Consider the following 24,181-nt stretch of genomic DNA (forward strand, 5'->3'; position numbering starts at 1 on the left):
TCCCGCGGGTGACACGAGCGGAGTACGTCCAGGAGTCGCTGGCCGGCCTGGACACTGCGGCGGGCAGCGGCGTGGACCCGGCGCTGCCGCTCTACGCGACCACCTTCGTGGTGGTCGACCTGGAGACCACGGGCGGCGCGCCCGACGGCGGCGGGATCACCGAGATCGGCGCGGTGAAGGTGCGCGGCGGCGAGGAGCTGGGCGTGCTCGCCACGCTGGTCAACCCGGGCGTGCCGATCCCGCCGTTCATCACCGTGCTCACCGGCATCACGCAGGCCATGCTGCTGCCCGCCCCGCCGATCGAGCAGGTGCTGCCGAGCTTCCTGGAGTTCGTCGGCGACGCCGTGCTGGTCGCCCACAACGCGCCGTACGACGTGGGGTTCCTCAAGGCGGCCTGCGCGAAGCACGGCTACCGCTGGCCCAACCCGCGGGTGCTGGACACGGCCGCGCTGGCCCGGCGGGTGCTGACCCGCGACGAGGTGCCCAACCGCAAGCTGGGCACGCTCGCCGCCTACTTCCGCACCGCGACCCAGCCCACCCACCGGGCGCTGGACGACGCCAAGGCCACCGTCGACGTGCTGCACGGGCTGATCGGCCGGCTCGGCGGGCACCGCGTCGACACGGTCGGCGAGGCGATCGAGTTCGCCCGCGCGGTCACACCCACCCAGCGCCGCAAGCGGCACCTCGCCGACGGGCTGCCGAAGGTGCCGGGCGTCTACATCTTCCGGGCCGCCGACGACCGGCCGCTCTACGTCGGCACGTCCGGCGACATCGCCACCCGGGTGCGCAGCTACTTCACCGCCGCGGAGAAGCGGGCCCGGATCTCCGAGATGCTCGCCGCCGCCGAACGGGTGGAGGCGGTGGAGTGCGCCCACTCGCTGGAGGCGGAGGTCCGCGAGCTGCGGCTGATCGCGGCGCACGCGCCGCCGTACAACCGCAGGTCGAAGTATCCGGAGCGCCAGGTGTGGCTGAAGCTCACCGACGAGGCGTACCCCCGGTTGTCGATCGTGCGCGACATCGCGCCCACCGACACGGCCTACCTGGGGCCGTTCCGGTCCCGGCAGGCGGCGGAGCTGGCCGCCGCCGGCTTCCACGACGCGGTGCCGCTGCGGCAGTGCACGCACCGGCTGTCCCGGCGCACCACCATGCCGGCCTGCGCGCTGGCCGAGCTGGGTCGCTGCCCGGCGCCCTGCGAGCACCGGATCACCCCCGAGGAGTACGACGACCGGGCGGCGACGCCGTTCCGCACCGCCACCAGCGACGATCCCGGTGTGGTGGTGGACGCGCTGCTCGCCCGCATCGAGGTGCTGTCGGCCGCCCAGCGCTACGAGGAGGCGGCTGTGGTGCGCGGGCGGCTGGTCGCGGTGCTGCGCGCGGCGGTCCGGATGCAGCGGCTGGCCGCGCTGACCGGCATCGCCGAGCTGGCCGCCGCCCGGCCGGCGGCCCGGGGCGGCTGGGAGCTGGCGCTGGTGCGGCACGGGCGGCTGGCGGGGGCCGGGGTGTCCCCGCCGGGTGTCCATCCGCGACCGACGATCGACGCGATCCGGGCCACCGCCGAGACGGTGCTGCCCGGGCACGGGCCGGTGCCGGCCGCGACCGCCGAGGAGACCGAACGGATCCTGTCCTGGTTGGAGCGACCGGAGACCCGCCTGGTCGAGGCGAGCGCCGGATGGGCCTCGCCGGTGGCCGGCGCGGGGCGTTTCCGCGACCTCCTGACGAAGGCGGAGAGCGGCGGAACCCACAAAGTCTCGACCGAACGCTCATGACCAACTGACCGATCGGACTACCTCGACTCCCTTAGTCTGTTAAAGGAGTGCAGACCTGCCCGATTCGCGGGCTCTGCTCCCGGTCGCCGGTTCCCGGCGGCCGAGGGCCGGGGTGAGGAGGTGTCCCAGGTGGACGTCGACGCCGGACACGGCGCCGCCCTGGGTGGCGCGCTTCCAGCCCAGGGCGAACTGCCACTCACCCGCCGCCTGCGTTCCCTGCTCACCTGGCCGACCTCCGACGGCGACCCGGTCACCGCGCTGGTCCGGGCCCATCGCGGCATCCACGCGAGCGCCGACGCCTCGGTGTTGCGCCGCGCCTACACGATCGCCGAGAACATGCACCGCGGCCAGTTCCGCAAGAGCGGCGAGCCGTACATCACCCATCCGCTGGCGGTGGCGCAGATCTGCGCCGACCTCGGCATGGACACCATCACGCTGGTCGCCGCGCTGCTGCACGACACGGTGGAGGACACCCGCTACACGCTCCAGGCGCTCCAGGAGGACTTCGGCCGCGAGGTCGCCCACCTGGTCGACGGCGTGACGAAGTTCGACAAGGCGTTCTACGGCAAGGCCGCCGAGGCGGAGACCGTCCGCAAGATGATCGTGGCGGCCGGCAAGGACGTCCGGGTGCTGGTGATCAAGCTGGCCGACCGGCTGCACAACATGCGTACGCTCGGCGTCCGCTCGGCCGCGTCCCGGGAGCGGATCGCCCGCAAGACCCAGGAGGTGCTGGTCCCGCTCTGCGACCGGCTCGGCATCCAGACGCTCAAACGCGAGCTGGACGACGTGGTCCTGCTGCACCTGCGGCCGGAGGAGCACGCGCGGCTCGCCCGCTTCGTGCACGACCGGCCCGGCTGGGACGCCTACCTCGCCGACGTGGTGGCCCGCACCCGGGTGGCGCTGCGCCGCAACCGGGTCGACGCCGACGTCTCCCCCCGCCCCCGCCACCTCTACTCGATCTGGAAGGACACCGTCGCCGGCGGTCACACGGCCCCGTACGACCTGCCGCGTATCGCGATCGTGGTGGACGGTCCGGCGACCGACTGTTACGCCGCGCTGGGCGCCGTGCACGGGCTCTGGCGGCCGGTGCCGGGCCGCTTCAAGGACTTCATCGCCTCCCCGAAGAACAACCTCTACCGCTCCCTGCACACGAGCGTCTGCGGCCCGCAGGACCGCACCGTCGAGGTGCTGATCCGCACCACCGAGATGCACCGCTCCGCGGAGTACGGCGTAGCCGCCCACTACCGCTTCCCCCGCGCCGCGGGCCGGGCCGTCGACCGGGCGGACGAGCTGGCCTGGCTGCGCCGGGTGCTCGACTGGGAGCAGGAGACCGTCGACCCGACCCAGTTCATGGAGTCGCTGCGCTGCGACCTGTCGGAGGCGCAGATCCAGGTCGTCGCCGACGGGCGGCAGGTGGTGCTGCCGGCCGGGGCCACGCCGGTCGACCTCGCGTACGAGCTGGGCACCGAGCGCGGCGACCACTGCCTGGCGGCCCGGATCAACGGCCGGCTCGCCCCGCTCTCCTCCGAACTGGAGGAGGGCGACGTGGTGGAGATCTACACCGAGCGCGACGCGGAGAGCGGCTTCGAGGCCGACGTGGCCCCGCGCGGCCCGCGCCGGGAGTGGCTGGGCTTCGTCAAGTCGCCGCACGCCCAGATGCAGATCAACCGCTGGTTCGCCGAGCACACCGAGCCGGGCATCTCGATCGCCGACAAGGTACGCCTCGGCCGGGCCTCCATCGGCCTGGCGCTGCGCAAGCACAACCGGGGTCTGGCCAGCGACCTGCCGCTGCTGCGGCTGTCCGAGGAACTGGGCTACCCCGACCTGGAGACGATGCTGGTGGCGGTCTTCGACCGCACCGTCGAGCCGGACACCGTGGTCCAGCAGTTGATCGATCTGGTCGACCACAGGCAGTAGACGAAGCCGGTCCGCGCCGGGACCACTAGCCTGGACGGCATGATCCCCCGCGCGCGTGCCACCGGACGGGCCCTCGGCTACCAGATCTTCTACCGGCTTCCGGTCCCGCTGCGGCGGCGGCTGGTGCGGCTGGCCGTGCCGAAGTACGTCGTCGGCGCGGTCACGCTGGTCAAGGACGCGGAGGCCACCGGCGCGGGCCGGATCCTGCTGCTGCGCCAGCCGCCCGGCTACAGCTGGACGCTGCCCGCCGGGCTGCTGCAACGCGGCGAGGCCCCGGTGGTCGGCGCCGCCCGGGAGCTGTACGAGGAATCAGGTGTCCGCCTGTCCCCCGACGCGCTGCGCCCGGCGGTGCCGAACGCGGTGGTGCACGCCAAGGGCTGGGTGGACGTGGTCTTCGAGGCGGAGGTGCCGGCGTCGACCACCGAGCTGAAGGTGGACGGGGCCGAGGTCTTCGAGGCCGCCTTCCATCCGCTGGACGACCTGCCCCGGCTCAGCCGCGCCACCGCGAACCTGCTGGGCTTCTACGGCATCGGCCCGCGCGCCGGCGAGCGCCCACCGGCCGCGTGAGCACCCCGTACGCGGGCGCTCCGGCGCCGGGGGGCGAGGTGTGCGCGGTGGTGCTGGCCGCCGGTGAGGGCACCCGGCTGCGCCCGCTCACCGAGCGGGTGCCGAAGGCGCTCTGCCCGGTCGGCAACGTCCCGCTGCTGGACCGGGCGCTGGCCCGGCTGGCCGGGCTCGGCCTGGCCGGTCCGGAACGGGTCGCGGTGAACGCCTGCTACCTGGGTGACCAGGTGGTCGCGCGGGTCGGCGGCCGGGCCCACCTGTCGGTCGAGCCGGACGCCCCGCTGGGCACCGCCGGAGGCGTCGGCCGGCTGCGGGACTGGATCGCCGGCCGGGGCGTGCTGGTGGGCAACGCCGACGCGTACCTGGCCGATCCGGCGGCCCCGCCCGGGCCGGACATCGCCGCGCTGCTGGACGGCTGGGACGGGCACGGCGTACGCCTGCTCGGCCGGCCCGCCGACGACCCGGACGCCCCCGGGACGTTCGAGGGCCACGAGTTCGTGGGTTTCTCGCTGCTGCCCTGGCGGCTGGTCCGCGACCTGCCGGCCACGTTCGGCGACCTGGTCCGGGCGGTGTGGCGGCCCGCGGAGGCGGCCGGCGCGCTCACCGTGGTGCCCTACCGGGGCACGTTCTACGACACCGGCACCCCGGCCGACTACCTGGACGCCAACCTGCACGCCGCCGGACCGGACGGGCTGGTGGACCCGGCGGCGACGGTGACCGGCCGGGTCACCGGCTCGGTGGTGGGCGCGGGCGCGCGGGTGGACGGTGACGTGGACCGGTCCGTGGTGTGGCCGGGCGCGACCGTCGCGGCCGGGGAGAGCCTCCACCGGGTGATCCGGGCCGGGGACGACCTGACCGTCCCGGCGGCGCGGTGAGGGCCGCGGGATCTAGCATGGGCCTCGTCGCCGACGAACGGAGAACCGTCCCGTGATCACCGCGATCGTGCTGATCGACTGCGCCACCGACTCCATCCCCGAGGTGGCCGAGACCCTGGCCAACCTGCCCGGCGTCAGCGAGGTCTACTCGGTGGCCGGGCACGTCGACCTGATCGCCATGGTCCGCGTCCGGGAGTTCGAGCAGATCGCGCAGGTCATCGCCGGCAGCATCTCGAAGGTGCCGGGCGTGCTGAACACCGAGTCGCACATCGCGTTCCGCGCGTACTCCCAGCACGACCTGGAGGAGGCGTTCGCGATCGGGCTCGCGAGCGCCGACTGACACGAGCCGGTGGCCGGCCCGCCCCGTGGGCGGACCGGCCACCGTCGACCGTGCGGTACGTCAGCTCTGGCTGGGCACCGGGGTCTCCGTGGTGCCCGGAGCGGGCTCCTCGGTCTCGGTGCCGCCCGGAGCCGGCGACTCGGTGCCACCCGGCGAGGTGGTGCCGCCCGGGCTGGGCGTGCCGCTGGCACTGGTCTGCGGAACCGGGACGCCCAGCGTCTGGGCCAGGGCCACCAGCGCGTCGTAGTGCGCCTGCAGGACCGGCAGCGCGTCCTGCGCGATCTGCACCACCGACTGCTCCGAGCCCTGCGAGATCTCGGTCTGGGTGGCCTGGATGGCCTGGACGTGGCCGGCGAGCTGCGCGGTCACCCAGGCCTTGTCGAACTCGGCCCCGTTGAGGTTGTTCAGCTTGTCGAGGACCTTCTGCTGGTCGGCGGTCGGGTCGGCCGGCAGCTGCACGTTGAGCTGCTGGGCGGTCGACTGCACCGTCTGGTCCAGCTGGGTGTGGTCCGTGACGAACATCTTGCCCAGGTCCTTGACCTGCTGGTTCTGACCCTTCTGCTGGGCCAGGTTACCGGCGGTGATCTCGAACAGGTTGACCTGGTGCACCGCCTGCAGGTACTGCGTGTCCTGCGTCGACGGCTGCGCCGCGGCCTGTGCCGCGGCGGCGGGCGCCAGCCCCACGACCACCAGCGCGGCCATCAGGCCCAGGCGTTTGATTCCCAGCATCTTTCCTCCCCCATGAGACGTCGGACCGCACGGATACCCGGCTGACCGGGGTTATTCCTGCGATTCCACCCGTCCGTGTCGGGGGGCGGCGGGGACCGGTGCACCGCACGTCGGGCACCGGGCGGGCACAACCGGACGACAGGCACGTAAAGCGGCAGTGGCGCCCGCCGGATGATCCGGCGGGCGCCACTGTCAGTCGTACCGGGAAGGTCAGCGACGGCTCTCGCCGCTGCCGATCTCCTCCCGCTCCGGCCGGTCCTCGACCGGCGGGTGCCCCGGCGAGACCGGCGCCTCGGCCGGCTTCTCGATCGGGTAGAAGAAGCCCCGGATCGCCGGGCCGAGGGCGCCGAGCCGGTTCATCTTCTTCGGCACCACCCAGCCGACGTAGTCCAGTGCCGGCGGGTGACCGTCGTGCCCCTCGGCCGAGGTGAGCGGCTGGTGGACCTCGACGAACCGGCCGTCGGGCAGCCGCTTGATGATGCCGGTCTCCACGCCGTGGGCCAGCACCTCCCGGTCGTGCTGCTGCAGACCCAGGCAGATCCGGTACGTGATGTAGTACGCGATCGGCGGCAGGATCAGCAGGCCGATCCGGCCGGCCCAGGTCATCGCGTTCAGGCTGATGTGGAACTTGTCGGCGATGACGTCGTTGGCGCCGGAGAGCGTCAGCACGATGTAGAAGGCCAGCGCCATGGCGCCCACGGCGGTCCGGGCCGGAACGTCCCGGGGCCGCTGGAGCAGGTTGTGGTGCTTGTAGTCCTTGAGGCGGCGCGCCTCCAGGAACGGGTACATCGTCGACAGGCCCACCAGGATTCCGGGTAGGACCACCGTCGGCCAGAACAGCGGTGGGATGACGTACCCGTTGCCGATCGGGATGTGGATCTCCCAGCCCGGCATGAGCCGGGTCGAGCCGTCGAGGAACATGACGTACCAGTCGGGCTGGCTGGCGGCCGAGACCACCCACGCCTCGTACGGGCCGAACAGCCAGATCGGGTTGATCTGGAACAGGCCGCCCATCAGCGCGATCACGCCGAAGACGACCATGAAGAAGCCGCCCTGCTTGAGCGCGTAGCGCGGGAACATCCGCTCGCCGACCACGTTGGAGTTGGTCCGGCCGGGGCCGGGCCACTGGGTGTGCTTCTGCTTGAACACAAGGCCGAGGTGCACGCTGATCAGCGCCACCAGCAGACCCGGGACGAGCAGCACGTGGGCGATGAAGAAGCGGCTGATGATGATGGTGCCGGGGAACTCCCCGCCGAAGATCGACGAGCTGACCCAGGAACCGATCACCGGGATCGACAGGATGATCGCGGAGGCGATGCGCAGACCGGTGCCGGACAGGCCGTCGTCCGGCAGCGAGTAGCCGGTGAAGCCGGCCAGGAAGCCGACCCAGAACAGCAGCGAACCGATGATCCAGTTGGTCTCACGCGGCTTGCGGAACGCGCCGGTGAAGAACACCCGCAGCATGTGCACCACGATCGCGGCCATGAACAGCAGGGCCGCCCAGTGGTGCATCTGCCGCATGATCAGGCCACCCCGGACATCGAACGAGATGTCCAGGCTGGAGGCGTACGCGGCCGACATGGGGGTGCCCCGCAGCGGCGCGTAGCTGCCGTTGTAGATGACCTCGGTCATCGTCGGCTCGAAGAAGAACGTCAGGAAGACGCCGGTCAGCAGCAGGACGATGAACGAGAAGAGCGCGATCTCGCCCAGCAGGAACGACCAGTGGTCGGGGAAGACCTTGTTCAGCAGCTTGCGCAGGGGCGTGGCCACCTGGAAGCGGTCGTCCACCGCCCGCGCGCTCTTGGCCGGCAGCGCGGCGGCATCAAACTTTCGGCGCTTCATGGCCGCTCCCAGAAGTCGGGACCGATGGTCTCGGTGTAGTCGGACTTCGCCACGAAGAAGCCCTCCTCGTCCACCTCGATCGGCAGCTGCGGCAGCGGCCGGTTCGCCGGGCCGAAGATCGGCTTGGCGTTGTCGGTGATGAGGAACTGGGACTGGTGGCAGGGGCAGAGCAGGCGGTTGGTCTGCTGCTCGTAGAGGCTGGCCGGGCAGCCGGCGTGCGTACAGATCTTGGAGTACGCGACGTAGTTGCCCCACATGTAGTCGCCGTGGCCCTTGCGCTCGTTCGCGGCGCGCGACTTCTGCGCGTCGTCCTCCCGCAGGTGGATGAGCAGGGTGGGCGAGTCGGCGTGCTTGTTGCTGACGCCGCCGTCGATGCCCGGGAACACGGTGAGCTGGCCGCCGACGCTGACGTCGGCCGGGCGGATCGGACGGCCGTCCTCACGGATCAGCCGGATCTTCTTGCCGCCCTCGCCCGGCTGGAAGCCGGTGGTGAACATCTGGTTGTTCTTGTGCGGCTGCTCGATCAGGCCACCGATCAGCGGCGCGGCGGCCACCGCGCCCACCGGCGCCAGGCCGGCGAGCAGCGAGATGCCCAGCAGCGGCCGGCGGCGTACGCCCATCTCGTCGGCGAGGTAGAGCATCGTCTCACCGGTGATCTTGCGACCCTCCGGGTCGTCGACCTGGTCGTGCCGGTCCTGGATCGACACCTCCTTGGGCAGCAGCTTCTTGCCCCAGGTCAGGATGCCGAAACCGATGCCCAGCAGCGCCAGGCCCAGCGTCACGCCGAGCAGCGGCGTGTAGAGCTTGTCGCCGCCGCGACCCGGCTCCCACTGCCACGGCCACCAGATGTAGACCACCAGGAAGGCGGTCGCGAAGACGCCGGTCAGCAGGAACATCAGGGCGACGGTACGGGTCAGCCGGCGCTCGGCCTTGCTGCCCGGGACCACCTGCGGCTCGTAGTGGACGATCTCGATGTCGTCCCGCCGGGCGCCCTCCTGAACGACCTCGAACCGGGAGAGCCGGGGGTCGTTCACGTCGAGCGGCTCCGGGCCCCGCTGGGCCTGGTGCTCGGTGTGGGTGCTCATGCCGTCACCTCGCTACGGGTGACGCCGGGGGTCGGCGCCACAGCACTGGAACCATTGATCCGTCCGGTCACGACTTGCCCGCAATCCACAGGCTCGCGAAGACCAGCGCGACGATGCCGACCAGGAAGATCGCGATGCCCTCGGTCGACGGGCCGTACCGGCCCAGGTTGAACCCGCCCGGGTCGCCGTCGTTCTTCAGCGTGTCCTGGATGTAGGCGATGATGTCCGCCTTCTCCTGCGGCGTGATCTGGTTGTCACCGAACACCGGCATGTTCTGCGGACCGCTCAGCATCGCGGCGTAGATCTGCCGGTCGCTGGCCGGCGCGAGGCTCGGCGCGTACTTGCCGGAGGACAGCGCACCCCCGCCACCGCCGAAGGCGTGGCACTGCGAGCAGTTGATCCGGAACAGCTCGCCACCGGTGGCCAGGTTGGCGCCCTCACGCAGGTCGCCGTTGGGCACCTCCGGACCGCCACCGAGCTCCTGGATGTACTGCCCGAGCTGGCGCACCTGCTCGTCGGTGAACTGCGGCGGCTTGCGCATGGCCTGGGCCTCCTGCCGGGCCATCGGCATGCGACCGCTGCTCACCTGGAACTCCACCGAGGCGGACCCGACGCCGATCAGGCTCGGACCACGGCCCTCGACGCCCTGGGCATTGCGACCGTGACAGGTCACACAGCTCACGTCGAACAGCGCCTTACCCTCGTTGCCTGCGGCGGTCAACGGCGGGTTGTCCTGCGCCTGCACGCCGGGGGCGAAGACGGTGTAGGCACCGCCGGCCAGCATCAGCGCGGCGAACAGCCGGACCGCGGCGCCCAGCCGGCGGCGGCCCCTGCTGCGCGCTACGGGCCGCCCGCGCAGCCGCGCGAGCAGACCGCGTCGGCGGTCGTTGTCAGAAGTCATGACCTGTGTCCTTAACCGGTTGGACCTTGTCTCAGGGGACGGAGCAGCGGCGCGGTTCGTGACGCGCCAAGATCACTGGAGCCAGTAGATCATGGCGTAGAGCGCGATCCACACGACGTCCACGAAGTGCCAGTAGTAGGACACGACGATCGCCGAGGTCGCCTGGGCTGGGGTGAACCGACCCATGGTGGTGCGGATCATGAAGATGATGAAGGCGACCAGACCGCCGGTCACGTGCAGACCGTGGAATCCGGTGGTGAGGTAGAACATCGACCCGTAGCCGTCTTCGTTGATCTTCACGCCCTCGTGCACCAGGGTCCGGTACTCGTTCAGCTGACCGAGTACGAAGATCAGACCCATGATGAACGTGATCGTGAACCACCGGCGCAGGGCGTGGACGTCGCCGCGCTCGGCCGCGAACACGCCGATCTGACAGGTGATCGAGGAGAGCACCAGGATCACCGTGAACGTGGTCGCGTACGGGATGTTCAGCACCTCGGTGTGCTTCTCCCACTGCTCCGGCGCAGCCGCGCGGATGGAGAAGTACATCGCGAACAGCGCCGCGAAGAACATGAGTTCGCTGGAGAGCCACACGATCGTCCCGACGCTGACCATGTTGGGTCGCGTCAGGGAGTGGATCCGGCTCTTGTCAATGGCTGGGGCCGCAGTCACGCGGTCATTATTGCCCCTGACCGGGACCGACGATCAGCGGGGTGCCAAACCCGGCCCTTCCGTGGCCCGATCGTGGTGGTCCGCTTCGCCTGACCTACCCTGAAAAGCGTGCTGCACGTCGATCAGATCCTCGCCGTCACCTCGGCCGTTCCGGCGACGCTGGCGGCGGGAGGCGAGAGCGCCCCGCCGCCGTTCACCGTGGCCCGGGTGTTCACCGAGACCCGGCTGGACAGCTGGCTCACGCTGGGCATCGTGCTCGCCGCCGGCCTGTACCTCTACGGGGTGCACCGGCTGCGGCTGCGCGGCGACCGCTGGCCGGTCATCCGTACCGTGTCGTTCCTCGGCCCCGGCCTCGGCGGCATCGCGCTGGTCACGCTCACCGGGCTCGGCGCGTACGACACCGCCCTGCTCTCGGTGCACATGGTCCAGCACATGGTGCTGTCGATGATCGCGCCGATCTTCCTGGCGCTCGGCGCGCCGGTCACGCTGGCGCTGCGCACGCTGCCGGTACGCCCGCGCAAGCGCCTGCTCGCGATCGTGCACAGCCGGATCGCGCGGATCTACAGCTTCCCGCTCGTGGCGTTCACCATCTTCGTGGTGAACCCGTTCGCGCTCTACTTCACCGACCTCTACGAGTTCACCCTGCGCCACGAGTGGGCGCACGAACTCGTCCACGCGCACTTCATCGCCACCGGCTGCGTCTTCTTCTGGCCGCTGCTCGGCCTCGACCCGCTGCCCGGACGCTGGCCGTACCCGGCGCGCGCGCTGCTCATGCTGCTCTCGGTGCCGTTCCACACCGTGCTCGGGCTCACCATCATGCAGAGCACCACGCTGTTCGGCGGCGACTGGTACCCGTCGCTCAACCTGTCCTGGTCGGACCCCTGGAACGACCAGGTGGTGGCCGGAGGCGTCCTCTGGGCCGGCGGCGAGTTCGTCAGCGTCACCATGCTCGCCGTCCTGGTCGTCCAGTGGGTCAAACAGTCCGAGCGCGAGGCCCGCCGGCTCGACCGCGAACTGGACCGCCAGGAGGCCCGCGAGCGCGCCGCGGAAGCGAGCGCCTGAGGCCCCTGACGGGGTACGCCCTCCCCGCCCGGGCGGAGGACAGGCCGAACGTGACGCCCGCTACGATCAGCGGGCAGCTACGAGGTGGGAGCCACGTCACGATGAGCGATCGTCTTTGCACCGTCCTGCTCTACAGCGACGACCCGAAGGTCCGCGACCGGATGCGGCTGGCCGTGGGCACCCGCCCGGCGCCCGGCATCGAGATCGAGTTCGTCGAGGCCGACGAGTACGCCGCCTGCGTCCGGCTGGTCGACGACTACGAGATCGACCTGCTGCTGCTCGACGGCGAGGCGAGCCCGGGCGGCGGCATCGGCATCGCCCGCCAGATCAAGGACGACCGGGACGACGCGCCGCCGACCTGCGTGGTGCTGGCCCGCGCCGCCGACCGCTGGCTGGCCGCGTACGCCGAGGTCGACGCCACGTTGACCCACCCGCTGGACCCGGTGGTCGCCGGCAGCACCGTCGCGGAGCTGCTGCGCCGCACCCACGCCGCGGCCTGATCCCCCGGCCCTCGCGCGCCACGGCGACGCGGCCGTGGCAAGCCCCAACCGCTTTCCTCACGCCGCTCGGGAGGCCCGTCATGGGCGAACGGACCTGGCCGCTTCTGCTCAACGCGCTGCTGCGCGGCGAGGAGCTCTCCACCGCCGACACGGCGTGGGCGATGGGCGAGATCATGGCCGGCTCGGCGACACCGGCGCAGATCGCCGGGTTCGCCGTGGCGCTGCGCACCAAGGGCGAGACCCCCGCCGAGCTGGGCGGCCTGGTCGAGACCATGCTGACCCGCGCGGTGCCGGTGCTCCTGCCCGACGAGGTACGCGACACCGCGCTGGACGTGGTCGGCACCGGCGGTGACCTCGCGCACACGGTGAACATCTCCACCATGGCGGCGCTCGTGGTCGCCGGGGCCGGCGTCCGCGTGGTCAAGCACGGCAACCGGGCCGCCTCCTCCTCGTGCGGCACCGCGGACGTGCTGGAGGAGCTCGGCGTACCGCTGGACCTGGAGCCCGAGCAGGTGGCCCGCTGCGTCACCGAGGCCGGCATCGGCTTCTGCTTCGCCGCCCGCTTCCACCCCGGGATGCGGCACACCGGCCCGGTCCGGCGCGAGATCGGCGTACCCACCGCGTTCAACTTCCTCGGCCCGCTGACCAACCCGGCGCGGCCCCGCGCGGGCGCGGTGGGCTGCTTCGACAAGCGGATGGCCCCGGTGATGGCGGCCGTGTTCGCGGCCCGGGGCGACTCCGCGATCGTGGTACGCGGCGAGGACGGCCTGGACGAGTTCAGCACCGGCGCGCCCACCCGGGTCTGGGTGGCGCAGCAGGGCACCGTCACGGAGGCGCTGCTGGACGCGGCGGAGCTCGGGGTACCCCGGGCCACCCTGGCCGACCTGCGCGGCGGAGACGCGGCCTACAACGCCGACGTGGTACGCCGCCTGCTCGCCGGCGAGACCGGCCCGGTACGGGACGCGGTGCTGGTCAACGCCGCTGTGGCGCTGTCCACCCAGGGCCCGCTCGACGGCGATCTGCACGAGGCGCTGCGGACCAACCTGGACCGGGCCGCCGAGGCCGTCGACTCGGGCGCCGCGGCGGCCGCGCTGGAGCGCTGGCTGGAGGTGGCACGCGCCGCCTGACGGCGAGGGTGTCGTACCCGCGTGCCAAACTACACGGGAGTTATTTTCCGTTTTCGGTCTATCCGTTTTCGGTCTTCGGTCCACCGGCCCGGCGCCACACCGCCTCGCCCCGGGCCCGGAGCGAGAGGAGCCACCCGTGTCTGACCGCGAGCTGCACTGCGACACCTGCGAGGGCGTCGTGCTGTTCGAGGCGCCGCCCTGCGGCGACGGGCACGGCGCCGACTGCCCGGAGCTGATCTGCACCCGCTGCGGCGCGGCAGTGGTGATCGCCACGTTCACCTTCCGCGCGGCCCGCCTGTCCGGCCGCCGCACCCGCCGCCCTTCTCACCCCCAGGCCGCCTGACCTCCACTCCCTTTCGGCGCCCTTTCCCTCCCCGCCACGCCCGACAGCCCAACCGCCTGCCTCGCGTGATCAAGGAGTTTGTGTCCCCCACAGTTGTCCAGGCGGACACAAACTCCTTGATCAACGGGGCGGGGCGGCGCCGGGAGCGCGGTGGGCTCGGGCGTGAGTGTCAACGATGACCCGGTGGCGGCACCGCGTCATGGGGAGCGGACTGCGGTTCGCCCCACCTGGCCGAGCCGCGCGGCGAGATCTTGGAAGGAAACGGCTGTCATGGAGACCGTTTCCTTCCAAGATCTCTCGTGGTCCTGCCAACCGGAACGGCGCTCTCGGCTGATGGAACAGTCCGGCGTGAGCCGGTGGTGCGCACCGGAGGCGGAACGGGAGAGCGCCAGAGCGGCGCCGCACGGGCGGTGATCATGAGGTTGGCGGGGACAAAAAGGACCGCCGGTGCCGTCAACTTCATGATCAACGGGGACGGCGGAGCGCGGAAAGCAGAAAGCGGCAGGCCCGCTCCCCCGGAGGGGGTGCGGGCCTGCCGTGGCGCTCTGGGTCAGTGCTCGGCGGTGCGGCGGGTGCCGGAGTAGTACTCGAAGAGCAGCCCGCAGGTGGCGAAGACGACCGTCACCAGGCCCAGTCCCAGCAGCCAGAACTGCCAGAACACCAGGCCCAGGCCGGCGATCGCGGCGGCCAGCGCCAACGCGAACGGCCAGTAGCTGCCCGGGCTGAAGAAGCCGACCTCACCGGCGCCGTCGGCGATCTCGCCGTCCGGCCGGTCCTCGGGGCGCAGGTCGATCCGGCGGGAGACGAACCAGAAGAAGCCGCCGCACATGGCGCAGAGCAGGAAGGAGAGCAGCAGCGCCACGGTGCCGATCCACTCGATGCGGCCGTCGCTGTCCGCGTACGTCCAGGCGCCGTAGAGGATGGTCGCGCCGAGGAGGAACGTGGCGATGGTGAGGAAGATCTTCCACTCGGTCTTCATGCCGGACCTCTCAGCTTCCCGCGCCGGCCTGGGCGTCGGACGGGTTGAAGTTGTTCACGTCGCGCCGGGTGTCGAACGGCTTCGTCTCGGTGGCGTACTCGGGCTCACCGATCGCGCCGAGCGCCTCCTGGGTCGACTTGCCGGCCTTCTTGGCCGCGAGGAACTGGTCGTACTTCTCCGGCGAGACGACCCGCAGTTCGAAGTTCATGAAGGCGTGGTAGCTGCCGCACAGCTCGGCGCAGCGGCCGACGAACGCGCCCTCCTGGTCGATGCGGGAGACCTCGAACGTGTTGCGCACGTTGCCCGGCATGACGTCGCGCTTGAACAGCAGCTCCGGCACCCAGAACGAGTGGATGACGTCGCGGCTGGTCTCCTCGAACCGGATCGAGCGGCCGCTGGGCAGCACCAGCACCGGGATGACCTCGCTGGTGCCCAGCACCGAGGCGACGGTGTTGGCGTCGCGGCCCTGGCCGTCGCGGTAGTTGAACTGCCAGTTCCACTTGAACGCCACGACCTCGACGGTGACGTCCGGGTTCTTCGACTCCTTGATCACGTCGGTCTGCACGACCGCGGTGTAGTAGAAGAGCACGGAGACCACGAGGATCGGCGCGATGGTGTAGAGGAACTCCATCGGCAGGTTGTAGCGGGTCTGCACCGGCAGCTCGTTGCCGCGCTTGCGGTAGCGGACCACGCACCAGAAGATCAGGCCCCAGACGAACACACCGACGGCCAGCGCCGCGATGCAGGACGCGATCCACAGGTCGTACATGCGCTGCGACTCGGGCGTGATGCCGCCCTGCGGCCAGCCGAACCCGCCGAACGCCTTGCCGACGTCACAGCCGGTGAGCGAGACCAGCAGCGCCGCCGCGCCGAGACCGAGCCCGGCGATTCGACCAGCACCACGCCGCCGGCGTCCACCGGCCCCCGGGGAAGCGCTGTCCCGTACGGCCGAGCGCCGTACCTCCGAACTCCTTGCGACCACCTGGTCCTGCCTCCCTAGCGCGCCGCGGCGGTTGTTCTCCTTGACACCGACGGCAAAGGCGTCACCGACGGTCGCAGATTACTCGACCATGACCGGCCAGGCCGTCTTGGGGTCGCTGTCCACCCCCATCGGGGGGATCTTGGGCGTAACCGGGCGATAGCGTGGAACGTCATGAGCGCCTCCCCGGTCTACCTGGACGCCGCCACCGCGGCGCCGCTGCATCCGGTCGCGCGGCAGGCGATGCTGGCCGCCCTGGACGACGGCTGGGCCGACCCGGCCCGGCTCTACTCGGCGGCCCGCCGGGCCCGCCAGCTCCTCGACGCCGCGCGCGAGGCCGCCGCGCAGACGCTCGGCGTCCGCGCCGACGAGCTGTCCTTCACCCCCAGCGGTACGGCCGCAGCGCACGCCGCCGTACTCGGTGGCCTGGCCGGGCGGCGGCGGGCCGGGGCGACGCTTGTGCACTCGGCGGTCGAGCACTCGGCGGTGCTGCACGCCGCGCAGCGGCACACGGCCGCCGGCGGCGCGGCGGTGTCCGTACCGGTGAACCGGCTGGGCCGGGTGGACCTGGACGCCTGGGCGTCGGCGGTGGCCGCGCCCGGCGTGGCCCTCGCCGCGCTGATCGCTGCCAGTCACGAGGTGGGCACGGTGCAGCCGGTGCCCGCTGCGGCGGAGCTGTGCGCCGAGGCGGGCGTGCCGCTGTACGTGGACGCGGCGCAGCTCGCCGGCCGGGCGCCACTGCCGGCGGGCTGGTCGGTGCTGAGCGCCAGCGCGCACAAGTGGGGCGGGCCGCCCGGCGTCGGGCTGCTCGTGGTGCGCAAGGGCGCCCGGTGGGAGTCGCCGTACCCGGCCGACGAGCGGGAGTCGGGGCGCACCCCGGGGGTGGTGAACCTGCCGGCGGTGGTCGCGGCGGCGGCGAGCCTGCGCGCGGCGGCGGCCGACGCGGCGGCCGAGGCGGCGCGGCTGGGCCCGCTGGTGGACCGGATCCGGGCGCGGGTGGCGGCCGAGGTGCCGGACGTGGAGGTGGTCGGCGACCCGGTCGACCGGTTGCCGCACCTGGTGACGTTCTCCTGCCTGTACGTGGACGGCGAGGCGCTGCTGCACGCGCTGGACCGGCGCGGGTTCGCGGTGTCCTCCGGCTCGTCGTGCACGTCGTCGACGGTGCGCCCGTCGCACGTGCTGGAGGCGATGGGGGTGCTGTCGCACGGCAACGTGCGGGTGTCGCTGCACCGGGAGACCACCGAGGCGGACGTGGAGCGGTTCCTGGCCGAGCTGCCCGGAATCGTGGCGGACCTGCGGGCGCAGGCGGGGGTGACCGGCCTGTGAGCGAGCCGGATCAGGTGCTGGACTGCCGGGGGCAGCGCTGCCCCCTGCCGGTGATCAATCTCGCCCGGCTGGTGCCCGGGCTGCCGGCCGGCGCGGTGGTGCGGGTGCTGGCCGACGACCCGGCGGCGGCGGTGGACATCCCGGCGTGGTGCCGGATGCGCGGCCACGAGTTCCTCGCCGCGCACGACGGGCCCGCCTACGACGTCCGGGTGTAAGGAAGGGCCCCTTGTTAACGCCTCGGGTAGAGGAAGGGACCCTTCTTAACGCCCGACGCTCAGCTCAGGTACGCGAGGATGCCGGGCAGCGGGTCGGCCGCCACGGCGGTGTCGACCACCAGGCGGGGGCCGATCAGCGGCTCGTACTCGGCGCGGCGGCGCAGCGTCAGCTCCCAGGTGCCGTCCTCGGGCGGGCGGGCCTCGACCCGGCGCCGGTGCTCCTCCTCGTCGCCGCAGTGCACCTCGATCACCCGCAGCGGCACGCCGGCCCGTTCGGCCACGTCGTGCCAGAGGCCCCGGGCGCTGGCGACCGGGTTCACCGCGTCGACCACCACGCTGAGCCCCAGACCGAGCTGCACCTCGGCCAGCCCGGCGACCGCGCCGTACGCGGCCATGCCCGGCACGTCGCCGGTGAGGCCGTAGCGGTGCAGGGCCCGCTCGACCGGGTCGACCGGCAGGACCGGGGCGCGCAGCGCGACGCCGACCCGGGCGGCCAGGGTGGTCTTGCCCACGCCGGGCAGCCCGGCGAAGGCGACCAGAACCGGGCCGCCGGAGCCGGGGCGGACCGCCTCCGGGTCCACCCCGCCCGACGGGACGGCCGCGCCGGTCACAGCAGGTGCGGCCGGACGTCCTCGGCGGCCGCGTCACCGTACGACTCGGCGAGTCGCTTCACGAACAGGTCGCGGCGGACCTCGTACTCCTGGCCGCCGAAGTTCTCCAGCACCAGCGTGGCCAGCAGGCAGCCGACCTGGGCCGCCCGCTCCAGGCCGACGCCCCAGTCGAGCGCGGCGAAGAAACCGGCCCGGAAGCCGTCGCCGACGCCGGTCGGGTCGACCGCCTGGATCTCCCGCGCGATCGGCACCCGGATCGTGCCGACCTCCCGGCCGGCGATCTCCACGCCCTGCTTGCCCAGCGTGGTGACCCGCACCTTGACCCGGTCGAGCAGCTGCTCGTCGGTCAGCCCGGCCTTGCTCTGCAGCAGCGACTTCTCGTACTCGTTGGTCATCAGGTAGTCGGCGCCCTCGACCAGGCCGAGCACGTCCGCGCCGTCCATCCGGGCGAGCTGCTGGGACGGGTCGGCGACGAAGGCGTAGCCCCGGTCCCGGCACTCGCCGGAGTGGCGGATCATCGCGGCCGGGTCGTTGGCGCTGACCAGCACCAGGTCGAGGCCGCCGAGGCGCTGCGCGACCGGGTGCAGCTCGATGTTGCGGGCCTCGCTCATCGCCCCGGCGTAGAAGGAGGCGATCTGGCACATGTCGGTGTCGGTGGTGCAGACGAAGCGGGCGGTGTGCGCCACCTCGCTGACGTGCACCGAGTCGCAGTCGACGCCGTGGCGCTCCAGCCAGGAGCGGTAGTCGGCGAAGTCGGCGCCGACCGCGCCGAGCAGCACCGGGCGCAGCCCGAGCTGGGCCATGCCGAACGCGATGTTGGCGGCGGTGCCGCCGCGCCGCAGGACCAGCTCGTCGACGAGGAAGGAGAGCGAGACCTTGTCGAGCTGGTCGGCGATGAGCTGGTCGGCGAAGCGGCCGGGGAAGCTCATCAGGTGGTCGGTCGCGATCGAGCCGGTCACGGCGATCTTCATGTCAACCCTCGGGGTCGGGAGCACGGCGCGGTCAGCCTACCGGCCCCCGGACCGGACGGACGGCGGTCGGTCACCAACCGGTCGATCAGCGCACATCCGGACGTCACCCCCAGGGGGTACGACGAAGCGGCGGGCCGCCCCACCGGGACGGCCCGCCGCTTGCGGTCGGTGCGTCGACTCAGCTGAAGGAGTCGCCGCAGGCGCAGGAGTTGCCCGCGTTGGGGTTGTCGATGGTGAAGCCCTGGGCGTCGATCCGGTCGGCGAAGTCGATGGTGGCGCCGGTCAGGTAGGGGGCGCTCATCCGGTCGACGACGACCTCGACACCGTCGAAGTCGGTGACGATGTCACCGTCGAGCGAGCGCTCGTCGAAGAACAGCTGGTACCGCAGGCCGGAGCAGCCACCCGGCTGCACGGCGACCCGGAGCCGCAGGTCGTCGCGGCCCTCCTGCTCGATCAGGGCCTTGACCTTCTGCGCCGCGACGTCGGTGAGGACGACGGTGCTGGGGGCCTTGGCCTCGGTCGACTCGGTCTGCGCTGGCGTGGTCACGTGGAAGTCTCCCTGCGCGGTATAGGTCCGGACGTCCTGGCCAACGCCGCACGTCCGCCAGTGATTCCCGGTGTGGTCCGTTTCGATCGTACGCCGCCGTCGGCGTCACCACCCGGCGGCGTGACCAGCGGAACCGGTCAGCGGCTCCACTGCCCGGCCAGCCGCGCGCCGAGCGCGCGCAGCCCTTCGGCCGGGCGGGTCATCGCCGCGTCCACTCCCCCGCGCTCCTCGCCGCCGAAGTGCTCGACCAGGCTGTACGCGTCGGTCACGCCGGCCGCCGCGGCCTCCCGCCGCCCGGTGCTCACCCGTCCCGCCAGCACCACGCAGGGCACGCCCCGGTCCCGGGCGGCGCCGGCCACGCCGGCGACCACCTTGCCGCGCAGCGACTGGTGGTCGAACGAGCCCTCGCCGGTGATCACCAGGTCGGCGGCGTCGAGCGCGGCGTCCAGCCTCACCGCGCGGGTGACCAGCCCGATGCCCGACTCGCACCGGCCGCCCAGCGCCAGCACGGCCGCGCCGAGGCCGCCCGCGGCGCCGCCGCCGGGCAGCGCGCCCAGACCGGGCGGGCAGCCCGGCAGGCGCTGCGTCAGCACGTCCGCCCAGCGGGTCAGCGCGGCGTCGAGCAGCAGCACGTCGGCCCGGTCGGCGCCCTTCTGCGGGCCGAAGACGCTGCTCGCGCCGTGCAGCCCGAGCAGCGGGTTGTCCACGTCGGTGGCGGCGACGAGCGTCGCGCCGCGCAGCCGCGGCTCGCCGTCGAGCGCGGCCACCGCGGTGAGCGCCGCGCCGCCGTACGGCAGCGCCCGGCCGGCGTCGTCGAGCGGCGTGACACCCAGCGGTACGAGCATCCCGGCGCCGCCGTCGTTGGTGGCCGAGCCGCCCAGCCCCACCACCACTGTGCGCGCGCCCGCCTCGACCGCGGCGGTGACCAGCAGCCCCAGCCCGTACGAGGTGGTGGCCTTCGGGTCCCGTTCGGCGTCGGAGAGCAGGTGCAGGCCGCACGCCTGGGCGCTCTCCAGGTACGCCGTGCCGTCGTCGGTGAGCAGGATCTCACCGGTGGCCGGGCGGCCCAGCGGGTCGACCGTGGGCACCGGCAGCCGACGTCCGCCGAGCGCGTCGGCGAGCACCTCGACGAACCCCGGTCCGCCATCGGCCAGCGGCCGGACCAGCAGTTCGTCGCCGGGGGCGACGTCCCGCCAGCCCTCGGCCACCGCGGCGGCCACCTCGGGGGCGGACAACGTGCCGGCGAACTTGTCCGGGCAGAGCAGCACGCGCATGCGCAGCAGTGTGGCAGGCCACATCGGGGACGGCTGCGCGGTGGTCGCGCTATGGGACCATGGGGGCGTGACTTCGACCTGGGTTGAGCCGTCCAACACCGCCACGGCGCTGCTGCTCCTCGGCCGCGGCAGCGACCCCGCCACCGAACGTGGCGTGGAGTGTCCGGGTGATCTTCCCGCGCCGAGCGACCCCGACCTGGTGGCCCGCGCCGCCGCCGCGAAGGCCGCGCTCGGCACGAAGGTGTTCGTGCTGGGGCACCACTACCAGCGCGACGAGGTGATCCAGTTCGCCGACGTGACGGGCGACTCGTTCAAGCTGGCCCGGGAGGCGGCGGCGCGCCCTGATGCGGAGTACATCGTCTTCTGCGGCGTGCACTTCATGGCCGAGAGCGCGGACATCCTCACCTCGGACGCGCAGAAGGTGATCCTGCCCGACCTCGCGGCCGGCTGCTCGATGGCCGACATGGCGGTGCTGTCGCAGGTCGAGGCCGCCTGGGACACGCTCACCGACCTGGGCATCGCGGCGGAGACCGTCCCGGTGACGTACATGAACTCCTCGGCCGACATCAAGGGCTTCGTCGGCCGCAACGGCGGTGTGGTCTGCACCTCGTCGAACGCCAAGCGGGCCCTGGACTGGGCGTTCGAGCAGGGCCGCAAGGTGCTGTTCCTGCCCGACCAGCACCTGGGCCGCAACACCGCGGTGCTGGAGATGGGCTTCTCGCTCGACGACTGCGTGCTCTACGACCCGCACAAGCCGGGCGGCGGGCTGACCGCCGAGCAGCTGCGGGACGCGAAGATGATCCTGTGGCGCGGCCACTGCTCGGTGCACGGCCGGTTCACGCTCGACAGCGTCAACGACGTACGCGAGCGGGTGCCGGGCGTGAACGTGCTGGTGCACCCGGAGTGCCGGCACGAGGTGGTGAACGCCGCCGACCTGGTCGGCTCGACCGAATTCATCATCAGGACGATCGAGGCGGCCCCGGCCGGCTCGGCGTGGGCGGTGGGCACCGAGCTGAACCTGGTCCGCCGGCTCGCGCTGGCCCACCCGGACAAGCAGATCATGTTCCTCGACCGGGCGGTCTGCTACTGCTCGACGATGAACCGGATCGACCTGCCGCACCTGGTGTGGGCGCTGGAGGAGCTGGTCGCCGGCCGCGTGGTCAACCAGATCACCGTCGATCCGGAGACCGCCCGACACGCCCGGTCGGCGCTGGACCAGATGCTCGCGCTTCCGGGAGCCTGATCACCCTCGGTCACCTGACTGGCACGTAAACGCACCGGACACCCCGGTTCGTGCCCTCGCTGGTGATGTGACCGATTCCATTTTCGTCACGGAGGGCTATGCTGCCGGGGCGACGACACACGCGGCCCGTTTTCCCATGACCGCGTTCCGGGTAGCGATGAACTTCGTGCACCCATCACTAGACACGGCAGCACCCAACGCGCTGGAGGTTGCGTTGACCGACGACGTCCTGGTCGTACACGGAGGCACTCCGCTGGAAGGGCGGATCCGCGTCCGCGGCGCGAAGAACCTGGTGTCCAAGGCGATGGTCGCCGCCCTGCTCGGCGACACACCCAGCCGGCTGTTCGACGTGCCGCGTATCCGTGACGTCGAGGTGGTCCGCGGTCTGCTCGGCCTGCACGGCGTCAAGGTCAGCGACGGCGACGAGGAGGGCGAGCTGGTCTTCGACCCCTCGAACGTCGAGAGCGCCAGCACCGACCAGATCAACGTGCACGCCGGTTCCAGCCGGATCCCGATCCTGTTCTGCGGCCCGCTGCTGCACCGGCTCGGCCACGCCTTCATCCCCGACCTGGGCGGCTGCCACATCGGCCCGCGTCCGATCGACTTCCACCTCCAGGCGCTGCGCGAGTTCGGCGCCACCGTCGACAAGACGCCGGAGGGCCTGCACCTGTCCGCGCCCAACGGGCTGCACGGCACGAAGTTCGCGCTGCCGTACCCGAGCGTGGGCGCCACCGAGCAGGTGCTGCTCACCGCGGTGATGGCCGAGGGCGTCACCGAGCTGCGCAACGCGGCGGTCGAGCCGGAGATCATCGACCTCATCTGCGTGCTGCAGAAGATGGGCGCGATCATCAAGGTGCACACCGACCGGGTGATCGAGATCCAGGGCGTCAAGAAGCTGCACGGCTACACCCACCGGCCGATCCCGGACCGGATCGAGGCGGCCAGCTGGGCGGCGGCGGCGCTGGCGACCCGCGGTCACGTCGAGGTGCTGGGCGCCCAGCAGGCCGACATGATGACCTTCCTGAACATCTTCCGCTCGGTCGGCGGCGAGTACGAGGTCACCGACCTGCGCCCGCCGCGCGGCGGCAGCCCCGGCCAGGAGGGCGGCATCCGCTTCTGGCACCCGGGCGGCGAGCTGAACGCGGTGGCGCTGGAGACCGACGTACACCCGGGTTTCATGACCGACTGGCAGCAGCCGCTGGTGGTCGCGCTCACCCAGGCCCGCGGCCTGTCGATCGTCCACGAGACGGTCTACGAGCAGCGGCTCGGCTACACCGAGGCGCTGAACACGATGGGCGCCAACATCCAGGTCTACCGGGACTGCCTCGGCGGCACCCCGTGCCGCTTCGGCCGGCGCAACTTCAAGCACTCCGCGGTGATCGCCGGGCCGAGCAAGCTGCACGCCGCCGACCTGGTCATCCCGGACCTGCGGGCCGGGTTCAGCCACCTCATCGCGGCGCTCGCCGCCGAGGGCACCTCACGGGTGTACGGCGTGGACCTGATCAACCGCGGCTACGAGGACTTCGAGGCCAAGCTGGCCGACCTCGGCGCGCACGTCGAGCGTCCCTGACCGTCCCGTTCAACCGTCCGTCCGCGCCCGGTGCACCCGTGATGTGCACCGGGCGCGGCCGGTTGGCTACCCTTGCCGCGTGCCGTCGCTGTTTCGCCGCAAGTCCGCCGACCTCGTCGAGGAGTCCGTCACCACTGTGACGACCGACGAGGAGTCCGCCGCCGCCCGTCCCCGGGGCTACACGCCCAGCAAGAAGGAACTCGGGCAGGTCACGCCGAAGCGCCCGGTCGCCGGCCGCCGGCCGACCGCGCCGGCCAAGCCGCTGACCAAGGAGGAGGCCCGCGCGCAGCGCCGCGCCGCCCGCGCCGAGGCCGCCGCCGAGTTCCGGCGCGAGGGCGGCCCGCGTGACCGGGGGCCCGAGCGGCTGCTGGCCCGCAACGTGGTCGACTCCCGGCGTACGGTCGGCACCTGGTTCTTCGGCGGCGCGCTGATCGTGCTGGTCGGTTCCAACCAGGCCATGCCGCCGATCGTGCGGCTGCTGTCCAACCTGCTGTGGGGCGCGCTGGCGCTCGGCGTGCTGATCGACTCGGTGCTGATCTCCCGGAAGATCAAGCGGCTGGTCCGCGAGCGCTTCCCGAAGAGCACCGAGAAGCTCGGCTCGCTCTACTTCTACGCGATCATGCGGTCGATCACGTTCCGCCGGATGCGCGCTCCCGCGCCCCGGGTGAACATCGGCGACAAGGTCTGACCGGCCCGCTCCGAAATCGGCCCCTTCCCGCTCCGGCGGTGCGGGGCCGTTCTCG

At 72.2% G+C, this 24,181-nt stretch carries 25 protein-coding genes; 14 read left to right on the forward strand and 11 right to left on the reverse strand.

Going from position 1 to position 24,181, the window contains the following annotated elements:
- Positions 1 to 8 precede the first annotated feature (8 nt).
- The 5 genes from DQE82_RS10375 to DQE82_RS10395 all read left to right on the forward strand — a co-directional run bounded on the left by DQE82_RS10375 (position 9) and on the right by DQE82_RS10395 (position 5,462).
- On the forward strand, positions 9 to 1,766 hold the full coding sequence (locus DQE82_RS10375) for a DEDD exonuclease domain-containing protein (protein WP_043329382.1): 1,758 nt from the start codon (positions 9 to 11) through the stop codon (positions 1,764 to 1,766).
- 129 nt (positions 1,767 to 1,895) lie between these two features.
- Complete coding sequence (locus tag DQE82_RS10380) at positions 1,896 to 3,683, forward strand: bifunctional (p)ppGpp synthetase/guanosine-3',5'-bis(diphosphate) 3'-pyrophosphohydrolase (RefSeq protein WP_030500149.1); 1,788 nt, start codon at positions 1,896 to 1,898, stop codon at positions 3,681 to 3,683.
- Positions 3,684 to 3,722: 39 nt separating this feature from the next.
- Positions 3,723 to 4,250 carry an NUDIX hydrolase gene (locus DQE82_RS10385; protein ID WP_064445183.1) on the forward strand — a complete coding sequence of 176 codons (528 nt, stop codon included), beginning with the start codon at positions 3,723 to 3,725 and terminating at the stop codon, positions 4,248 to 4,250.
- Complete coding sequence (locus DQE82_RS10390) at positions 4,247 to 5,122, forward strand: sugar phosphate nucleotidyltransferase (RefSeq protein ID WP_113972548.1); 876 nt, start codon at positions 4,247 to 4,249, stop codon at positions 5,120 to 5,122. Before DQE82_RS10385 ends, DQE82_RS10390 begins: the two co-directional genes overlap by 4 nt.
- A 52-nt stretch (positions 5,123 to 5,174) precedes the next feature.
- Complete coding sequence (locus DQE82_RS10395) at positions 5,175 to 5,462, forward strand: Lrp/AsnC family transcriptional regulator (RefSeq protein ID WP_043329379.1); 288 nt, start codon at positions 5,175 to 5,177, stop codon at positions 5,460 to 5,462.
- 60 nt (positions 5,463 to 5,522) lie between these two features.
- Here DQE82_RS10395 and DQE82_RS10400 read toward each other — a convergent pair whose 3' ends face one another.
- The 5 genes from DQE82_RS10400 to DQE82_RS10420 form a co-directional block, all read right to left on the reverse strand.
- On the reverse strand, positions 5,523 to 6,191 hold the full coding sequence (locus DQE82_RS10400; RefSeq protein ID WP_030500146.1) for a DUF4142 domain-containing protein: 669 nt from the start codon (positions 6,189 to 6,191) through the stop codon (positions 5,523 to 5,525).
- A 210-nt stretch (positions 6,192 to 6,401) separates the two neighbouring features.
- Positions 6,402 to 8,033 carry a cytochrome b N-terminal domain-containing protein gene (locus DQE82_RS10405; RefSeq protein WP_030500145.1) on the reverse strand — a complete coding sequence of 544 codons (1,632 nt, stop codon included), beginning with the start codon at positions 8,031 to 8,033 and terminating at the stop codon, positions 6,402 to 6,404.
- On the reverse strand, positions 8,030 to 9,118 hold the full coding sequence (locus tag DQE82_RS10410) for a ubiquinol-cytochrome c reductase iron-sulfur subunit (protein WP_030500144.1): 1,089 nt from the start codon (positions 9,116 to 9,118) through the stop codon (positions 8,030 to 8,032). Before DQE82_RS10410 ends, DQE82_RS10405 begins: the two co-directional genes overlap by 4 nt.
- Before the next feature lie 67 nt (positions 9,119 to 9,185).
- Positions 9,186 to 10,019, reverse strand: coding sequence for a cytochrome c (locus DQE82_RS10415; RefSeq protein ID WP_030500143.1), 834 nt, complete (start codon positions 10,017 to 10,019; stop codon positions 9,186 to 9,188).
- A 72-nt stretch (positions 10,020 to 10,091) separates the two neighbouring features.
- A complete protein-coding gene (locus DQE82_RS10420) occupies positions 10,092 to 10,691 on the reverse strand; it encodes a heme-copper oxidase subunit III (protein ID WP_043329376.1) in 600 nt (199 codons plus the stop codon).
- A gap of 108 nt (positions 10,692 to 10,799) precedes the next feature.
- Here DQE82_RS10420 and DQE82_RS10425 point away from each other — a divergent pair, with 108 nt between their 5' ends.
- The 4 genes from DQE82_RS10425 (at position 10,800) to DQE82_RS10440 (ending at position 13,723) form a co-directional block, all read left to right on the forward strand.
- Positions 10,800 to 11,753, forward strand: a complete 954-nt coding sequence (locus tag DQE82_RS10425; RefSeq protein WP_043329374.1) for a cytochrome c oxidase assembly protein — start codon at positions 10,800 to 10,802, stop codon at positions 11,751 to 11,753.
- Positions 11,754 to 11,854: 101 nt separating this feature from the next.
- A complete protein-coding gene (locus DQE82_RS10430; protein ID WP_030500140.1) occupies positions 11,855 to 12,253 on the forward strand; it encodes a chemotaxis protein CheY in 399 nt (132 codons plus the stop codon).
- An 80-nt stretch (positions 12,254 to 12,333) separates the two neighbouring features.
- Positions 12,334 to 13,380 (forward strand): anthranilate phosphoribosyltransferase, encoded by a 1,047-nt coding sequence (gene trpD, locus DQE82_RS10435; protein ID WP_043329373.1) that lies wholly within the window; start codon positions 12,334 to 12,336, stop codon positions 13,378 to 13,380.
- 136 nt (positions 13,381 to 13,516) lie between these two features.
- Positions 13,517 to 13,723 (forward strand): hypothetical protein, encoded by a 207-nt coding sequence (locus DQE82_RS10440; protein ID WP_113972549.1) that lies wholly within the window; start codon positions 13,517 to 13,519, stop codon positions 13,721 to 13,723.
- A gap of 550 nt (positions 13,724 to 14,273) precedes the next feature.
- Here the strand turns inward: DQE82_RS10440 and DQE82_RS10445 are convergent.
- Positions 14,274 to 14,702, reverse strand: coding sequence for a cytochrome c oxidase subunit 4 (locus DQE82_RS10445; RefSeq protein WP_064445180.1), 429 nt, complete (start codon positions 14,700 to 14,702; stop codon positions 14,274 to 14,276).
- A 10-nt stretch (positions 14,703 to 14,712) separates the two neighbouring features.
- Positions 14,713 to 15,684 carry a cytochrome c oxidase subunit II gene (gene coxB / locus DQE82_RS10450; RefSeq protein ID WP_064445179.1) on the reverse strand — a complete coding sequence of 324 codons (972 nt, stop codon included), beginning with the start codon at positions 15,682 to 15,684 and terminating at the stop codon, positions 14,713 to 14,715.
- Positions 15,685 to 15,855: 171 nt separating this feature from the next.
- Between coxB and DQE82_RS10455 the strand changes: the two genes are divergently transcribed.
- Complete coding sequence (locus DQE82_RS10455) at positions 15,856 to 17,007, forward strand: cysteine desulfurase family protein (protein WP_113972550.1); 1,152 nt, start codon at positions 15,856 to 15,858, stop codon at positions 17,005 to 17,007.
- Positions 17,004 to 17,222, forward strand: coding sequence for a sulfurtransferase TusA family protein (locus tag DQE82_RS10460; RefSeq protein WP_043329366.1), 219 nt, complete (start codon positions 17,004 to 17,006; stop codon positions 17,220 to 17,222). The genes DQE82_RS10455 and DQE82_RS10460 overlap by 4 nt, the downstream gene beginning before the upstream one ends.
- A 59-nt stretch (positions 17,223 to 17,281) precedes the next feature.
- Here the strand turns inward: DQE82_RS10460 and DQE82_RS10465 are convergent, their stop codons facing one another.
- From DQE82_RS10465 to DQE82_RS10480, 4 genes are all read right to left on the reverse strand, one after another.
- Positions 17,282 to 17,833 (reverse strand): ATP-binding protein, encoded by a 552-nt coding sequence (locus DQE82_RS10465; RefSeq protein WP_043329365.1) that lies wholly within the window; start codon positions 17,831 to 17,833, stop codon positions 17,282 to 17,284.
- Positions 17,830 to 18,804 (reverse strand): carbohydrate kinase family protein, encoded by a 975-nt coding sequence (locus DQE82_RS10470; RefSeq protein ID WP_064448311.1) that lies wholly within the window; start codon positions 18,802 to 18,804, stop codon positions 17,830 to 17,832. The genes DQE82_RS10465 and DQE82_RS10470 overlap by 4 nt, the downstream gene beginning before the upstream one ends.
- Before the next feature lie 178 nt (positions 18,805 to 18,982).
- Complete coding sequence (gene erpA / locus DQE82_RS10475; protein ID WP_043329360.1) at positions 18,983 to 19,351, reverse strand: iron-sulfur cluster insertion protein ErpA; 369 nt, start codon at positions 19,349 to 19,351, stop codon at positions 18,983 to 18,985.
- 137 nt (positions 19,352 to 19,488) lie between these two features.
- The gene (locus DQE82_RS10480; RefSeq protein WP_199495976.1) at positions 19,489 to 20,649 is read right to left on the reverse strand and encodes a glycerate kinase; all 1,161 of its coding nucleotides are present in this window, start codon (positions 20,647 to 20,649) and stop codon (positions 19,489 to 19,491) included.
- Positions 20,650 to 20,692: 43 nt separating this feature from the next.
- On the opposite strand from DQE82_RS10480, the gene nadA reads away from it, so the two are divergent.
- The 3 genes from nadA (at position 20,693) to DQE82_RS10495 (ending at position 24,126) form a co-directional block, all read left to right on the forward strand.
- Positions 20,693 to 21,868, forward strand: a complete 1,176-nt coding sequence (nadA, locus tag DQE82_RS10485; RefSeq protein WP_187693530.1) for a quinolinate synthase NadA — start codon at positions 20,693 to 20,695, stop codon at positions 21,866 to 21,868.
- A 214-nt stretch (positions 21,869 to 22,082) separates the two neighbouring features.
- Positions 22,083 to 23,438, forward strand: coding sequence for a UDP-N-acetylglucosamine 1-carboxyvinyltransferase (gene murA / locus DQE82_RS10490; RefSeq protein ID WP_030500128.1), 1,356 nt, complete (start codon positions 22,083 to 22,085; stop codon positions 23,436 to 23,438).
- Positions 23,439 to 23,517: 79 nt separating this feature from the next.
- Entirely contained in the window at positions 23,518 to 24,126 is a 609-nt protein-coding gene (locus DQE82_RS10495) for a DUF3043 domain-containing protein (protein ID WP_043329355.1), read from the forward strand.
- The last annotated feature ends 55 nt before the right edge of the window (positions 24,127 to 24,181 follow it).

It is taken from the genome of Micromonospora sp. LHW51205, from assembly GCF_003315815.1.
Lineage (GTDB): Bacteria > Actinomycetota > Actinomycetes > Mycobacteriales > Micromonosporaceae > Micromonospora > Micromonospora chalcea.

Excerpts from the sequence above, each read along its gene's own strand:
- DQE82_RS10415 (WP_030500143.1), bottom strand. The coding sequence starts at position 10,019 with ATGACTTCTGACAACGACCGCCGACGCGGTCTGCTCGCGCGGCTGCGC.
- DQE82_RS10400 (WP_030500146.1), bottom strand. The coding sequence starts at position 6,191 with ATGCTGGGAATCAAACGCCTGGGCCTGATGGCCGCGCTGGTGGTCGTG.
- DQE82_RS10455 (WP_113972550.1), top strand. The coding sequence starts at position 15,856 with ATGAGCGCCTCCCCGGTCTACCTGGACGCCGCCACCGCGGCGCCGCTG.
- DQE82_RS10430 (WP_030500140.1), top strand. The coding sequence starts at position 11,855 with ATGAGCGATCGTCTTTGCACCGTCCTGCTCTACAGCGACGACCCGAAG.
- DQE82_RS10445 (WP_064445180.1), bottom strand. The coding sequence starts at position 14,702 with ATGAAGACCGAGTGGAAGATCTTCCTCACCATCGCCACGTTCCTCCTC.
- DQE82_RS10480 (WP_199495976.1), bottom strand. The coding sequence starts at position 20,649 with ATGTGGCCTGCCACACTGCTGCGCATGCGCGTGCTGCTCTGCCCGGAC.
- trpD (WP_043329373.1), top strand. The coding sequence starts at position 12,334 with ATGGGCGAACGGACCTGGCCGCTTCTGCTCAACGCGCTGCTGCGCGGC.
- DQE82_RS10410 (WP_030500144.1), bottom strand. The coding sequence starts at position 9,118 with ATGAGCACCCACACCGAGCACCAGGCCCAGCGGGGCCCGGAGCCGCTC.
- DQE82_RS10470 (WP_064448311.1), bottom strand. The coding sequence starts at position 18,804 with ATGAAGATCGCCGTGACCGGCTCGATCGCGACCGACCACCTGATGAGC.
- DQE82_RS10385 (WP_064445183.1), top strand. The coding sequence starts at position 3,723 with ATGATCCCCCGCGCGCGTGCCACCGGACGGGCCCTCGGCTACCAGATC.
- DQE82_RS10405 (WP_030500145.1), bottom strand. The coding sequence starts at position 8,033 with ATGAAGCGCCGAAAGTTTGATGCCGCCGCGCTGCCGGCCAAGAGCGCG.